This is a genomic window from Variovorax sp. GrIS 2.14 (genome assembly GCF_046115955.1).
In the GTDB taxonomy this organism is placed as follows: Bacteria; Pseudomonadota; Gammaproteobacteria; order Burkholderiales; family Burkholderiaceae_C; genus Variovorax.
This window is the reverse complement of record NZ_JBJXIA010000006.1, coordinates 11566-26087: the sequence shown is the minus strand read 5'-3', so window position 1 is coordinate 26087 and position 14522 is coordinate 11566. Positions and strand designations below refer to the sequence as shown.

At 64.2% G+C, this 14522-nt stretch carries 15 protein-coding genes; 3 read left to right on the top strand and 12 right to left on the bottom strand.

Translation table 11 applies throughout. The annotated features are described in order from the left end of the window. Window positions 1-10 precede the first annotated feature (10 nt). A complete protein-coding gene (locus RCH10_RS11820) occupies window positions 11-874 on the top strand; it encodes an NAD-dependent protein deacetylase (protein WP_409052508.1) in 864 nt (287 codons plus the stop codon). On the opposite strand, the gene RCH10_RS11815 is transcribed toward RCH10_RS11820, so the two are convergent. From RCH10_RS11815 to RCH10_RS11795, 5 genes are all read right to left on the bottom strand, one after another. Continuing rightward, window positions 852-2135: an amidohydrolase family protein gene (locus tag RCH10_RS11815; protein ID WP_323500652.1), complete on the bottom strand. Its 1284-nt coding sequence runs from the start codon at window positions 2133-2135 to the stop codon at window positions 852-854. The two genes, RCH10_RS11820 and RCH10_RS11815, sit on opposite strands and share 23 nt — an antisense overlap. A gap of 33 nt (window positions 2136-2168) precedes the next feature. Next, a complete protein-coding gene (gene upp, locus RCH10_RS11810) occupies window positions 2169-2798 on the bottom strand; it encodes a uracil phosphoribosyltransferase (protein ID WP_323495098.1) in 630 nt (209 codons plus the stop codon). A 162-nt stretch (window positions 2799-2960) separates the two neighbouring features. Next, window positions 2961-4265: a class I SAM-dependent methyltransferase gene (locus tag RCH10_RS11805; RefSeq protein WP_409052507.1), complete on the bottom strand. Its 1305-nt coding sequence runs from the start codon at window positions 4263-4265 to the stop codon at window positions 2961-2963. After that, window positions 4262-5092, bottom strand: coding sequence for a DUF1365 domain-containing protein (locus tag RCH10_RS11800; protein WP_409052506.1), 831 nt, complete (start codon window positions 5090-5092; stop codon window positions 4262-4264). Before RCH10_RS11800 ends, RCH10_RS11805 begins: the two co-directional genes overlap by 4 nt. Further along, a complete protein-coding gene (locus tag RCH10_RS11795; RefSeq protein ID WP_409052505.1) occupies window positions 5089-6510 on the bottom strand; it encodes an NAD(P)/FAD-dependent oxidoreductase in 1422 nt (473 codons plus the stop codon). Before RCH10_RS11795 ends, RCH10_RS11800 begins: the two co-directional genes overlap by 4 nt. A gap of 134 nt (window positions 6511-6644) precedes the next feature. On the opposite strand from RCH10_RS11795, the gene RCH10_RS11790 reads away from it, so the two are divergent. Together RCH10_RS11790 and RCH10_RS11785 are read left to right on the top strand one after the other, a co-directional pair. After that, window positions 6645-7304 (top strand): sigma-70 family RNA polymerase sigma factor, encoded by a 660-nt coding sequence (locus RCH10_RS11790; RefSeq protein WP_323495101.1) that lies wholly within the window; start codon window positions 6645-6647, stop codon window positions 7302-7304. Continuing rightward, complete coding sequence (locus RCH10_RS11785) at window positions 7301-7957, top strand: ChrR family anti-sigma-E factor (protein WP_409052504.1); 657 nt, start codon at window positions 7301-7303, stop codon at window positions 7955-7957. Before RCH10_RS11790 ends, RCH10_RS11785 begins: the two co-directional genes overlap by 4 nt. A 43-nt stretch (window positions 7958-8000) precedes the next feature. Here the strand turns inward: RCH10_RS11785 and RCH10_RS11780 are convergent, their stop codons facing one another. The 7 genes from RCH10_RS11780 to RCH10_RS11750 all read right to left on the bottom strand — a co-directional run bounded on the left by RCH10_RS11780 (window position 8001) and on the right by RCH10_RS11750 (window position 14473). Continuing rightward, complete coding sequence (locus RCH10_RS11780) at window positions 8001-8426, bottom strand: DUF2177 family protein (RefSeq protein WP_409052503.1); 426 nt, start codon at window positions 8424-8426, stop codon at window positions 8001-8003. Window positions 8427-8502: 76 nt separating this feature from the next. Beyond that, a complete protein-coding gene (locus RCH10_RS11775) occupies window positions 8503-9189 on the bottom strand; it encodes a DUF6134 family protein (RefSeq protein WP_409052502.1) in 687 nt (228 codons plus the stop codon). Then, window positions 9186-10013, bottom strand: a complete 828-nt coding sequence (locus tag RCH10_RS11770) for a DUF1295 domain-containing protein (protein ID WP_409052501.1) — start codon at window positions 10011-10013, stop codon at window positions 9186-9188. The genes RCH10_RS11775 and RCH10_RS11770 overlap by 4 nt, the downstream gene beginning before the upstream one ends. Continuing rightward, window positions 10006-10560, bottom strand: a complete 555-nt coding sequence (locus RCH10_RS11765) for a DUF2878 domain-containing protein (protein WP_409052500.1) — start codon at window positions 10558-10560, stop codon at window positions 10006-10008. The genes RCH10_RS11770 and RCH10_RS11765 overlap by 8 nt, the downstream gene beginning before the upstream one ends. Window positions 10561-10589: 29 nt before the next feature. Beyond that, a complete protein-coding gene (locus RCH10_RS11760; RefSeq protein WP_409052499.1) occupies window positions 10590-11633 on the bottom strand; it encodes an SAM-dependent methyltransferase in 1044 nt (347 codons plus the stop codon). 90 nt (window positions 11634-11723) lie between these two features. Next, window positions 11724-13148 carry a URC4/urg3 family protein gene (locus RCH10_RS11755; RefSeq protein ID WP_409052498.1) on the bottom strand — a complete coding sequence of 475 codons (1425 nt, stop codon included), beginning with the start codon at window positions 13146-13148 and terminating at the stop codon, window positions 11724-11726. Further along, window positions 13145-14473 (bottom strand): GTP cyclohydrolase II, encoded by a 1329-nt coding sequence (locus RCH10_RS11750; protein WP_409052497.1) that lies wholly within the window; start codon window positions 14471-14473, stop codon window positions 13145-13147. Before RCH10_RS11750 ends, RCH10_RS11755 begins: the two co-directional genes overlap by 4 nt. Window positions 14474-14522: the final 49 nt, after the last annotated feature.

Sequence of the window (14522 nt, the reverse complement as noted above, 5' to 3'; positions counted from 1 at the left end):
GCTCCGCCGAATGGATGACATCGCCGCCGCAGCCCCGGTATCTGCACTTGCCGCACTTGCTGATTTCGCTACGCGTCACCGTCGGCTTTTCGTGTTGAGCGGCGCCGGTTGCAGTACCGAATCGGGCATTCCCGACTACCGCGACGAGAAGGGCGACTGGAAGCGGCCCTCGCCCGTCACCTATCAGGCCTTCATGGGCGAAGAGGCGACGCGCAAACGCTACTGGGCGCGCAGCCTGATCGGCTGGCCGACCATGGCGCTGGCCACGCCAGGACCAGCCCATCGTGCACTGGCGCAACTCGAAGCATCCGGTCGCGTCGAACTCCTTCTCACGCAAAACGTCGATGGGCTGCACGACGCGGCGGGCAGCCGCAATACCATTGACCTGCACGGCCGTATCGACACCGTTCGCTGCATGGCCTGCGAGACGTGCTCGCCACGCTCCGAACTCCAGATCGAACTGCGCCGTCGCAACCCTGCATGGGCAAGGCTCGAAGCGCGCGCCGCACCCGATGGCGACGCCGACATCGAAGGCCACGACTTCTCCACATTCGACGTGCCGCCGTGCTCCGCCTGCGGAGGCCTGCTCAAACCCGACGTGGTGTTCTTCGGTGAGGGCGTCCCGCGCGATCGTGTTGCCGCGGCTTTCGCAGCCCTGAGCCAAGCCGACGCTATGCTTGTTATCGGCTCGTCGCTGATGGTGTATTCGGGCTTCAGGTTCGTGCAGGCGGCGGTGGCTGCCGGCAAGCCTGTAGCAGCGGTCAATCTCGGTCGTACCCGCGCGGACGATCTTTTTGAGTTGAAGGTCGAGTTACCGGTCGGGGAAACCCTTTCGGCACTGGTTCAGGCACTCAGGCACCGCGTGACGGCATGAAAGATGTCGCCTCCGCGCGACCTTCCACATGCAGACGTGCAGTCGACGCTGGCGTGTCTGCCAGCAGCTTGCCTTTCTTGAACACTTTGAGCCGCGTGGCGCGCAGCCTTATCGCCTCGACAGCATCTCGCGCCTGCAGCAACACGAAGCTGGCATCGCAACCGGCATCGAGCCCGTAGCCGTCGAGGTGCATCACCTTCGCAGCGTTGGTGGTCACCGCTTCGAAGCACGCGCGAATGCCGGCCTGGCTCGTCATCTGCGCCACGTGCAGGCCCATGTGCGCGACTTCGAGCATGTCACCCGAACCCATGCCATACCACGGGTCCATCACGCAGTCGTGGCCGAAGGCGACGTTGACGCCAGCCGCCATCAGCTCCGGCACGCGTGTCATGCCGCGGCGCTTGGGGTAGGTGTCGTGGCGGCCCTGCAGCGTGATGTTGATGAGCGGGTTGGCGATCACGCTGACGCCGCTCCCGGCGATCAACGGGAGCAGCTTGCTGACGTAGTAGTTGTCCATGCTGTGCATCGACGTGCAATGCGATCCGTTGACGCGGCCTTGCAGGCCAAGGCGTTGCGATTCGTACGCCAGCGTTTCGATATGGCGCGACAGCGGATCGTCCGATTCGTCGCAATGCATGTCGACCAGCTTGCCGCGCTCGGCTGCGATCTCGCACAGCAGCTTCACGCTCGCAGCGCCTTCGGCCATCGTTCGCTCGAAATGCGGAATGCCGCCGACCACGTCGACGCCCTTGTCGAGCGCACGCTTCAGGCTGTCGACGCCGCCGGCCGCACGCAGCACGCCGTCTTGCGGGAACGCCACGAGCTGCAGGTCGATGTACGGCGCGACCCGTCGCTTCACTTCGAGCAGCGCGTCGACTGCGAGCAGGCTCGGGTCGCTCGTGTCGACATGGGTACGAATCGCGAGCAAGCCCTTGGCGGTGGCCCAGTCGCAATAGGTGAGGGCACGTTCGATCAAGGCTTCGGCCTTGAGCAACGGCTTGAGCTCACCCCACAACGCGATACCTTCAAGCAGCGTGCCGCTTTCGTTGACGCGCGGCAAGCCGTAGCTGAGCGTGGCATCCATATGAAAGTGCGGATCGACGAAGTGCGGGGCGACGAGCATCCCCTGGGCGTCTATGGTTTCGTGCGCGGGCGCATCGAGCCCCTTAGTCAACTCAACGATGCGGCCGTGCTGCACGGCGATCGACATGTCGGTGCGACCGTCGGGTAGGGTGGCGTGGGTGACGAGAAGGTCGAGCATGGTCAGCGAAACCGCGGAGTCGTGGCGCGAGCCTTATTTCGTGCCAAAGATCCGGTCGCCAGCGTCGCCCAGGCCCGGCAGGATGTAGCCGTGGTCGTTGAGCTCGCGATCGATCGCTGCGGTGTAGATGGGCACGTCAGGGTGTGCGGTCTGCAGCGCCTTGACGCCTTCAGGGCAAGTCAGCAGGCAAACAAATTTGATCGACTTCGGGTTCAGTTCCTTCAGTCGATCGACGGCGGCGATCGCGGAGTTGCCGGTGGCCAGCATCGGATCGACCACGATGATGTCGCGGTCCTGCATTTCGCTCGGCATCTTGAAGTAGTACTCGACGGCGGTCAGTGTCTTGGGGTCGCGGTACAAGCCGATGTGGCCGACACGTGCGCCTGGCACCACGGTGAGCATGCCTTCGAGGATGCCGTTTCCGGCTCGCAGGATCGACACCAGCACGAGCTTCTTGCCGTCGATGACCTTGGTCGTCATGGTTTCGAGCGGCGTCTCGATCTCGATGTCCTGCATCGGCATGTCGCGCGTCACCTCGTAGGCCATCAGCATGCTCAGCTCGTTGAGCAGGCGGCGAAAGCTGTTGGTCGAAGCGTCTTTGCGACGCATCAAAGAGAGCTTGTGCTGGACGAGGGGATGGTCGACGAGGTGAACGTTGCTCATGGATGGGCGGAGGCTTTCCGTGTTCTTGCGTTGCAAAAGAGAGGGCTGAAGATCGCCCTTCTTTTAGCAGGTGTCAAGCAAGAGCCAAGCCAACGCCCGGTCGACCCCAGACCGCTGCCACTCGGTCGTTTGTTGGCAGGCTCAGGCTTGTCGTCGCGGCGCTTAAGCTGCGACGGCGCTTATGCCAGCGTGCCCAGGTTGGCCGCCGTGATCGGCATGCACCACGGTGAACAGGCCCACGTCCACACGGCCGGTTCTAAAGCCTGCTTCGCAGTAGCACAGGTAGTACTCCCAGAGGCGTTTGAACGAGGCGTCGAAGCCCAGCGCCTCGATCGACGGCCACGCCCGGAGGAACCGGTTGCGCCACTCCGCCAGCGTGGTGCCGTAGCTGGCACCGAAAGACACCGCGGTTTCAAGCCGCATGCCGACTTGCGCCGCCTGTGTCTTCATGGCACTGACCGACGGCAACATGCCGCCTGGAAAAATGAAGCGCTGGATGAAATCGGTACCGCGCCGGTAGTGATCGAAGTAGTCGTCGGCAATGGTGATGACCTGCAGCACCGCCGAACCGGCGGGCCGTAGTCGCTGACGCAGCGTCTCGAAGTAAACAGGCCAGTAATGCTCGCCGACCGCTTCCAGCATCTCGATGGAAACGATGCGGTCGTATTCGCCTTGCACGTCGCGATAGTCCTGCAGCCGCAGGTCGACGGCCTGCGTCAAACCTTCGTCGGCGACTCGTTTGTTGGCGTGGGCCAGCTGCTCGGTGGAAAGGGTCAGGCCGGTCACGCTGGCGCGATGCTTGCGGGCCAGCGCCAAAGCCAGCGCACCCCAACCGCAGCCGATTTCGAGCACCTTGCCATCGTCGGGCACGTCGAGCAGCGACACGATGTGGTCCAGCTTTGCAGCCTGCGCTTCTTCGAGCGATTCGTCGCCCGTGGTGTACAGGGCGCTGGAATAGAGCATGTCCGGATCCAGCCACTGGGCGTAAAAGTCGTTGCCCATATCGTAGTGGAACGAGATGTTTTGGCGGCTGCCCCGCCGCGAGTTGGCGTGCATCAGGTGGAACAGCCGAGTGAGCCAGCGCGCCGGCAGCGAGGCTTCGAGCGCACGGCCCCAATTCGCCTCGTTGCAAATCCCGAATTCAAGCAGCGCGGTGAGGTCTGTCGTCGACCAGTCGCCATCGCGGTACGACTCGGCCAGGCCCAGGTCGCCCTGCAGCAGCAAACGCACCAGCGGGCGCCAGCGATGCAGTCGTATCGAAGCTTGCGGGCCCGGCGCCGTGCCCCGGCCTTCGATGCGCTCGCCACCGGGCAGTTCGACGCTGAGCGTCCCACAGCGCACGTCGCGCAACAGTCGCGTCAGCAGCCGACGCATCGGCCAACCTCCGAGCGACGACAGGGTCGAGGCAACGCCGCTGCGCGGTTCTTCGGTCTGGAGGCTGTTTGGCGGAGAAGAAGGTGTGCTCATGATTCTTCGGCTTTGATAACGGTCACCGACCGGGTCGGTGCGGGCGGCCGAACGTGCAACCGCACGCCCTTGACCCAGAGGCGCAGTGCCTCCCAGTGGATGGCGCCCACGACCTTCAGCGTGAGCAGGGGATGCGAAAAGAATGCCAGCAACAAGGCGGCATCGTTCAGTACGCGGCGATGTGCGTCGAGCCGTGCGAACAACATCGGGCCGTCGGCATCGCTCGCGGTGATGTCCAGGCGCATTTCGGGCTGGTCGACGTGGGGCGCTTGCACGCGAAAGCCGTAGTCCATCTGCAAGCCGAGGAAGGGCGAGACGTGAAACTCCTTGGCGCAGTGCTGGTCGATCGGCGCGCCCTGAGTGCTCCGGGCACGCTGATCCTTGTCCACTTCGATCAGGTAACTGTGGCGTTCGCCGAACGTGTTGTTCACTTCGTAGAGGATCGCTTGCAGCTCGCCATCGGGCAGGTGGCAGAAGTACACGCTGATCGGGTTGAAGGCGTACCCGAGGATGCGCGGCATGCTGAGAAGGCGGATGGGGCCACCCGCGAGCAGGCCCGCGGCGGTCAACTGCTCATCGACCCGCTGGCGCAGGTTATGGCCGTTGCCGTCCTTGCCCTTGCGCGCGCCATAGTCGGCTTCATGCAGGCTGAACAGGTTGAAACGATTCAGGGAAAAGAAGCGCAGCCGTTGCGCCAGCTCCGGCAGTTCGTCGAGGTCGATCAACAGCGAGAAAACACGGTAGGCAAGCCGGTGGCGCGCGGGGCGCATCCGTTGATGCATGACGCGTCCGGGGTAGAGCGCGGACTGCTGCTGTGTCGTGTTCATGCGGTTTGACCATCCGTTGCGGCTTCGGCCATCGCGGGTCGAAGCACAGTCTTCAGCCGGATGCGATCGGACTCGTTGGCGACCGTCCAAGGCCGACGCACGCCGCCTATCGCCTCGGCCACCGCCAGGCCGGACTGCAGCCCGTCTTCGTGGAACCCCGAGCCAAAGTACGCACCACAAAACCAGGTGCGGTTATGACCCTGAAGCGACCACAACTGGTCTTGCGCGCGGATCGCGGCGGCATCGAACATCGGATGCTCGTAGGTCTCGCTGCGAATCAGGTGTTCGGGGCGGGGCTCTTGCATGGGGTTGAGCGTCAGGAACAGCGGCGTGTGGTCTGGAATCCCCTGCAGCCGGTTCATCCAGTAAGTCACGCACAAGGCATCGGGGCGAGTGCGATCGGCCGCGTAATTCCAGCTCGACCACACTGCGCGGCGTTGCGGCATCAGGGCTGGGTCGCTGTGCAACACGGCGCGATTGCGGCTGTAGCCGAAGGCACCGAGCACACGCGATTCCTCGGCGTGTGCATCAGGCAGCAGTCGCAGCGCCTGGTCGGCGTGCGTGGCGATCACGACCTGGTCGAAACGCTCGGGCGCCCAGCCGGCTTCGGTGCAGACATGCACGCCCTCGTCGCTACGCCGGATTTCGACGGCGGCGTTGTCCAGGCGCAAACGATCGCCCATTCCCTTGGTGAGCTGCTCGACGTAGCGGCGGCTGCCACCTTCTACGGTGCGCCAGGCCGGCCGGTTGGTGAGCTTGAGCAGATGATGGTTTTCGCAGAACCGCACGAAGGCCTCGGTCGGGTATTCGCCGATGCGTGCGGCCGACGTCGACCAGATTGCAGCCGCCATCGGATACAGATGGTCGTCGCGAAACGCCCTGCCGTAGCCCTGCATGTCGAGGTATTGGTCGAGCGGCATCAGGCCAGCGCTGGCGGCGTGCGCCGGTGCCTGACGATAGAAACGGACCAGGTCGCGCAGCATCGACCAGAAGCGCAGGCTGACCAGGTTGCGCTTTTGCGCGAACACGCCGCCCAGACCTGTTCCCGAGTACTCGAGCGCACCGTCGTCCAGGCTTACCGCAAAAGACATCTCCGACGGTTTGGTCTCGACGCCGAGGTGCGCGAACAGCGCCGTCAGGTTGGGGTAGGCCGGCTCGTTGTAGACGATGAATCCCGTGTCGACAGCGATCACCGCACCGGCGCCACCTTGCGTGGATTGCACATCGACCGTGTTGCTGTGCCCGCCGGGCCGGGTGTCGGCCTCGAAGACGGTCACGCGGTGCTTTTGCGACAGCAGCCATGCCGCAGACAGACCCGAGATGCCACTGCCGATGACAGCGATATCGAGTGCCGCACCTGCATGGGCGGGGGGCGGCGTGCGCATCGTAGGCGCAGCGGCGGTCGACATCGTTTGCATACTGGGGCTCCTGGAATGCCTGAGGCCAGGTCTGAGGACAGGGCTTGGAGTCAATACGCGGCGGTTGGCCATTTGGATCACGGTATTTGTAATTCGACGTGATCTAATTCCCCGAGCGGGCCGTACGAAGCTGTATGAGCCCCGTCCCACAGTCCACGGTAGCAGCCTTGCTGGCCCAGACAGCCACGGCTGCCCGCCTGTCGGTCGTTACGTTGAAACAACCACGGGGAGCGATGCCGACAAGCGATGAACTGAACGCCCTGGTGCAGGCCATAGCGGCCGCGGGCGACCGGCAGGCTTTTGCTGCCCTGTTCAAGCATTTCGCGCCGCGCGTGAAGGCATTCCTGATGCGGTCGGGTACGGCAGAGGGTCTGGCCGAAGAGTTGGTGCAGGAGACCATGATTTCGGTATGGCGCAAGGCCGCCATGTTCAATCCGGCTCAGGCTGCGGTGTCGACCTGGATCTTCACCATAGCGCGCAATCTGCGGGTCGACCACTTCCGGCGCCAAGGGCAGCGCGAGGTGCAAGGCGACGGCACCGAAGCCGACGACATGCCCGACACGGCCCCCGCACTTGAAGATCAGGTGCGGACCGGCCGGCGCGAAAAGGGCGTTCGCGAGGCGATGTGCAAATTGTCGCCAGAGCAGGCGCAAATCGTGCGCCTGTCGTTCTACGAAGAGCATCCCCACTCCCGCATCGCGCTCGAGCTGGGCATTCCACTCGGCACTGTCAAGTCGCGCGTGCGGCTTGCCGTCAACCACCTGCGTCGATTGCTCGACGGCCTCGAACCATGATGAACCACCACCCGGACGATGACTTCTTGCTGGCCCTTGCGGCGGGCAATCTCGATAACGGCCCTTCGCTGGTCGTGTCCAGCCACGTCGAGGGCTGCGTGCATTGCCAGAAGCGCATTCGCGTGCTGGAAACGATCGGCGGCGACATGCTCGAGGCGGTTGACCCTGCAGTGCTTGCAACCGACGCGCTGACGCGGGCACTGGCTGCCATCGACGCACCGCCGCCGCCTGCCTTCAAACCGCCGACAGCGGTGGGTCTTCGTGCCGCATTGCCGGTTGGCATGAAGTGGCCACGGTCACTCCACGGCTGCACGACCACGCGCTGGCGTTGGCTTGGCCCCGGCATGCGCTGGAGCCGCGTGACGCTGCCTTACGACCGGGCTGCCAACGTGTTCTTGCTGCGCATAGGCGCCGGTAAAAAACTGCCGATGCACAGCCACAGTGAAGTCGAATTGACGCAGGTGCTGTACGGCACCTTCCACGATGGCCGGGCACTGTTCGGGCCGGGTGATTTCGACGAGGCCGACGGGTCCATCCTTCACCAGCCGGTCGTCCTCGCCGATGGTGAGTGCATCTGCCTGGCATCGGTGCGCGGCAAGGTAATGTTCGAAGGTGCGATCGCCCGCTGGTTCGGCGGGCTGGTCGGGATGTAAAAAAACCGCTGCGTCGCAGCGGTTTTTTTTAGCTCCAGCGAAATCAGCGGCGGCCGATGAAATCGCTGACCCACCCGGTGATCCAGCAGGCTGCTGCGGCCGACACGGCAGTCACAAAAGTTCCCCAGCACAGGTCGGCCATGGTGACCTGTACAGGCCAGTTTTTCAGCGTCGCCTGGTTGGTTAGGTCATAGGTCGCATAGGCCACCAGCCCGAGCAAGGCGCCCGAGCCGAGCGCCGACAGCCAAGCCCGGCCGTTGACCGATGGCGCCACGCAGAAGAACACGACACCCACGATGTAGATCAGGTAGAACGCGATCGCCGGTGCCGGCGAAAAGCGCTCCAGCATCATGTTGCCGAGGGCCGGCCGGTAGAGCCGGTCGGCCATGGTGGTGAGCCAGATGGCATCTAGCCCCAGAAAGATGATGGCCGTGATGGGGTAGGCGATGAGGAAGTTTCGAATGGACATGGTGGGTGGTTCTCCTGCAACCATTACGACGCATGGCCGACCATGGATCACTTCAGACGCAATGCTTGCGCCACTTTTACTTCAGCCGGTAGCTGAGCTTGCGGCCGCCGTCGACAGTCGAGTCGAGACCGAGCCAGTCGCCGGCGGCTGAGTACCAGACGTCGATCGGATTCGTGGCGCCCGTGATGCGCCACCGCGTCGCCACGGTCGATTGCCCGCGCACATCGATCTCGCCGCTACCGACGCGCGTGATCTGCACTTTTTCAAGCTTGCCGGTCTGCGCGTTGAGCAGTCGTGTCTGCGTCTGAAGGGCCGGATTCCAATAGGCAAAGCTCATTACGCAGCCCGCCACGGGCAAGCCCGTGGCGTTATCCGCGAAGACCATGAGCCCTTCGCTTCCAGAGCTGCCTTCGCCTTCGGTTTGCGTGCGCACGCGCATGATCTTGCCATCGTCGTCCGTCTTCGAGACGAGGTCGGTCAAGCAGTTGCCGCGCCACTTCTCGACGACTTTGTGCTGGTAGCGGTAAGCCGATATGCCGATGAATCTGACGTCGAAGTTCGCCTCTCCGATAACTCGCCGCTCGTCGCCGGAACCGGTCACATTGAAGCGGTGTTCCCCAATGGGCTTGTCGTTCAGCGAGGCAACGAAATTCCATTCGCCGGTCGGTGCTGTCGCCGCATGGCTCGGTGCCGTTGCCAGCAGGCCGAACGAGAGCGAAAGCGCCAGCGTTTTACCGGCATGGGCGGCGTGCAGCGCTTTCATGGCGTACCTTTGCGCGGCGGGCCCGGCACGAATGCGTTGGTCCGCTCGACGTATTCACGGTACTTCGGCCGGCGCTCAGCAATGTCCTTTTCGAGCAGCGTCACGCCGGACACCTTGAGCAGCAGTACCGTCATGAGCAGCGGCGAAACGACGCTCCACGCGCCGCCCCAGCCTCCGGCGGACAGCGCCATCAGCCACAGTCCCCACCAGACGCAGGCCTCGCCGAAGTAGTTCGGGTGTCTGGTATAGCGCCACAGGCCGCGGTCCATGACCTGGCCCTTGTGGGCGGGGTCGGACTTGAAAGTGGCCATTTGCTGGTCACCGATGGCTTCGAAAACCACGCCGAAGATCGCGATCGACATGCCCGCCCAATCGAGCAAGCCAAGCGGGTTCGGTGCGACAACGCCAACGGTATTTCCCGCGACGACGCCCACGAACAACGGAGCCGAGACAATCCACGCGAGCACCACCTGCAAAGCGAAGATGAGGTACAGGCTTTTAAACCCGAAGTTCGGCTGGTTGCGGGCGCGGATCTCCTGATAGCGGCGATCTTCCCCGTGCCCCCAGTTGCGTACCGTGATGAACATACTGAGGCGCAACGCCCACGCGACCGCGATGGCGATCATGCAGACGCTTCGAATGCCCGGCGCCGGCGTCAGCACGAAGTAAACGCACCCCGCACCCGCGATCAAGATCGGCCACATGCGGTCGACCAGACTCACGTCGGTGCGCGACAGGCTCACCAGCCAGGTCAACACTGCCAGCACGGCGGTCACGCCCAATCCAGTCAAGGCTATCGGCCACATTGCAATCACCTCACGCATGAGAAGTCTCCGGAAGATCGGCATGTAAGACCGCCTCGACGATCACGCCATCGAATCGGATCGACAACCAGACCAGCAGTGGCATCAGCACGGCCCAGCCAACGACCAGTTCGGCCAGCGCCGGCGTGGCATGAATGAACGACGCGCCGCCAAGCCGCACGCCCGACGCAAAAGAGGCCGGGCCGGCAATAGCGCCGAGCACGATGGCCAGCCACAGCCGCGGGCGCAACCAGCGCAATGTCACGTTCAACTGGATCGCGAACAAGCCCCAAAGACCGATCATCCAGTAGGGCGGCAGATGGGCCAAGGGTTGCCCCGACGGATAGCCGATGTTGCCCAGCGCGACATGAATCGTCTCCGATACAAAGCCGATCAGGCAAACCAGCGCAACGAGTGCAGCCTCCTGCGCAGGTCGCGAGGAAACGGCGATGTGCCATGCGATCACCGCGAGCCCGCATGCCAATCCCCAGAGCGGCCGGTCGTGCGCGGCACCGAGCACTGCCGCGAACCAGCCGATCTGCGCCAGCACCACGTTCGCGAGTTGCATGGTCCGCGTTGGTTGCGCTGGAGCGACTGTCACGCGCGCTTCTCGAACAGGTAGTGGCTGACCCACCACCGCTGGCCTTCGTCGTAACCGAACAGCTCTTCGACCGACATGAAGAACAGGCGCCACCGCGTCCACCACACGTTGGCTTCACCACCATAGGTGCTCTCGAACAGCGGCATCAGTTCGCTGCGGTGCGCATCCATGTTGCGCAGCCACGCTGCCGACGTGCGCTGGTAGTGCGTGCCGTTCCAGCGCCAGCGTTGCAGCAGGCGCAAGTCGTCCTGGCAGTGCAATGCCAGGTCGTCGCTGGGCATCATGCCGCCAGAGAAAAAGTGCTTGCTCATCCAGTCGCTGGCGTCGCGCTCGACGAAGGGGTAGGGCGCGTCGCGGTGCGCGAACACGTGCATGAAGAAGCGGCCGCCCGGCCTCAACCATGAGGCGACGTTGGCGAATGCGCGCGGCCAGTTCCGCAGGTGCTCGAACATCTCGATCGACACGATGCGGTCGAACTGCTCGTCGCTGCTGAAGACGTTGAAGTCGCGGGTGAGCACGCGAACGTTGGTCAGCCCGCGCCGCGTCGCTTCGGATTCGATGTACTCGCGCTGGGAGCTGGAATTCGACAGTGCGGTGATCTGGCTGCCGGGGTAGCGCTGGGCCATGAAGAGCGTCAGCGAACCCCAGCCGCAACCGAGTTCCAGCACCTGCTGTCCGTCTTTCAGGCCGGCGCGTTCGCATGTTGCGTTGAGCGAGGCCGCCTCGGCCGCTTCGAGTGTGTCGACGCCGTCGGGCCAATAGCAACTGCTGTATTTACGATGCTTGCCGAGTACGGAGCCGAAGAACGCGGCCGGCACTTCGTAGTGCTGCTCGTTGGCTTTTTCGGGCAGAGGCGCCAGTTCAGCGCTGCGCATTGTTGCGAGAAAATCGCTGGTCTGATCAGACGTGGATTCGGTATCGGCGCTTTCCAGCTCGATCACCCGCGCTTTCAGCAAGCGGCGGATGCCTGCCCGCACGACTCGATCTGGCACGTAGCCCTGTTCGACCCAATGGATCGCGGTGGCAGTGTTTTGCGACATGTGCGCTTTCTTCTCCGGGCACACGATGTGTGTGATTCCAGAGCTGTTACGCAGCCCGATGCCGTTTGGATCTGCAGGTCGAATTCGTCTCTAGAAGACGGTGCCGTCGCTCTCGATCATCAGTGGCGGTGCGCCGTTGCGCAGGCGCTGCGCCAATGCGCGGCCCGCTGCCCATGTGCCGCCTTCGAGCACGCACGCCAGCGGCATATCTTCTTCCGTGCGGTTCAGCACCTTGCGCACACGCGGCGCCACTTCATCGAGCAGCGCGACCGTGAGCGCGCGCCACTCCACGATGAACTCGTCGCTGACCTTCCAGCTGCGTTCGAGAAACGCAGGGTCCTTCGGCACGATGACCTGGCTGTCGATCAGCAGGCCGCCGTTGCGGTATTCGGGCAGTGCGGTCAGCGTCTCCAGATGCCGCACCTTGACGCCGGCCCAAGCGAACGGCTCCAGCAACGAATAGGTCAGCCACTGCGAGAGCTTGTGAAACGGCATCCATCCATTGGTCAAGCCGGGGCCGGTCACTGCGCTGTGGCGCCAGCAATCGCCGAGCGCCAATGCCCGGTCGCTGGAGGCAAAGCCGCCGACGTTGTCGCTGCCGTCGGCGGCCAGGCTGTCGATGGCGTTGGATGCCGGCCAGATGCCCGACAACGAATCGAGCAACAGCGACAGAATCTCGTGCGCCGTGACCTCGGCCGTCGGTGGCGCGGCGGGGCCGTACGGGCCGACCAGCGCGTCGAACAGTCCGCCGGGCCGGCCGCTGTCGCCGAACACCTCGGGCTGCTCGGTCATCGCCTCGCCGAGCCTGCGCAACAGCATCGCGCGCCCGGCAAGGCCGATCAGCGGATTGGCTTCGCTCACTTGCAGTGCGTCGCCGAGACGGTCTGTGACGAGTGCCTTCAGACCGGCCGCGTCGGCCTGCAGCGGACGGTCGGGATTCGATGAAAACAGGCCGCTGGTGAACGCATGAAAGCTCGCCACGGCCAGGCCTTCTGAGCGCGAGAAGCTCTGGCCTTCTTCCTCGCCGAAGGCAGTTTCGATGTAGCGCCAATCGGGCCCGGCACCGGCGTCGAGCAACACGCTGACCAACGCCAGATCGATCTGCGCGCGGGCACGCTCACGCGATGTCGCGGCTTCGCCCAACAGGGAGTTCAACTCGGCCAGCCGGTCGACACCACCGGCCTCGAAATGGCGCCAGCGGCTGTGGTACGGAATGGTGTCCCACGGGTAGCGTTCAAGCGTTACTTCTGCCACGGCCCGTGCGGCATCTTCGATGGTGCTGTCGTTGCCGATGGTGAACCACGCCGACTCGCCGCGCCGCGCGCGTGCCAGCAAGGCGGCCGAGCGTTCGCGGACAGCCGCAGTGGTGCGCAACAGCGCCGCAGCGCCCGCCGCATGACTGCTGTCGTCGGTCAGCTCGACGATCGGATCGACATGGCCTTCCGCGTCCGCACTTCGAACGGCTGCGTTGTGTGTCGGGCGCTCCGGGTCGACGCCGTAGTTGTCGCGGCTCATTTGGCGAGCCCCCGACCTTTGGCCTGCTTCAACTCATCGGCATTGGGCACATGGCCTGGCGTGAAGTAGCCGGCGGCTTTCTTGGCGTCCATCTCGACCTTGGCGTCGGCCGGGATCAGGTCGTCCGGAATGTTGACTCGCTCGCCGATCTCGATGCCCGAGCCGGTGATGGCGTCGTACTTGAGATTGCTCATCGAAACCAGCCGGTGAATCTTGCGGATGCCGAGCCAGTGGAAGACATCGGGCATCAGCTCCTGGAAGCGCATGTCCTGCACGCCGGCGACGCACTCCGTCCGCGCGAAATACTGGTTTGCCGTGTCGCCGCCGACCTGGCGCTTGCGAGCGTTGTAGACCAAAAACTTGGTGACCTCACCGAGCGCCCGGCCTTCCTTGCGTGAGTAGGCGACCAGCCCGACGCCGCCACGTTGCGCTCCCTGAATGCATTCCTCGATGGCATGGGTCAAATAAGGCCGGCAGGTGCAGATGTCGGAGCCGAACACGTCGGAGCCGTTGCACTCGTCGTGGATGCGCGCGGTGAGTTCGACCTCCGGATTCGCCAGATCGCGCGGGTTGCCGAAGATGTAGAGCGTCTGTCCGCCGATGGGTGGCAAGAACACTTCAAGATCGGAGCGCGTCACCAGCTCGGGGTACATGCCGCCGGTCTCCTCGAACAGCGTGCGGCGCAGATCGGTCTCGCTGCAACCGAAGCGCCTGGCAACCTCTGGCAAAAACCAGACGGGCTCGATCGCGGCCTTGGTCACCATCGCGGCACCGCCGGCGGTCAGGAACTTGCCGTCGGCCTTCAGTCGTCCACTTTGCAGTGCCTCGATCACCTCGGGCAGGATGACGTGGGCCTGCGTGATGGCGATGGTCGGGCGAATGTCGTAGCCAGCCGCGAGCTCGCCCGAAAACACATCGGCCACCAGCGCGCCCCAAGGGTCTAGCGAAACGATCCTGCCGGGCTCGCTCCACTGCGGGTAAGGGCCGATGAGGTCGGTCGGCGCGGTGTTGGTCAAGTCGGCGCGGTGCTCGCGCTTGAGTGCGCCGGCCGCGACGGCGAGGGCGCGGTACACGCTGTACGAACCGCTGTGGGTGCCGATGACATTGCGGTGCGCGCGCGAGGTCGTGGTGCCGACGACCGGACCGCGTTCGGCCGCGCTGGCCGCTGCCCAACGGATGGGCAGCGCGCCGAAGCCGCCACTGTGCGAGGTGAGTCGGATGTGGCGTTGAGCTGGTGTTGCAGGGACGGCCGGCAACGGTGAGGGCAAGGCGCCGCCAACGGGGATGTCGACGGAAACTGCAATGTCGGGCGACAGAGAGAACATCAGGGACGGAGGACCGGAAACAGCGGAAGCAGCGGGAGCAGCGGGAGCA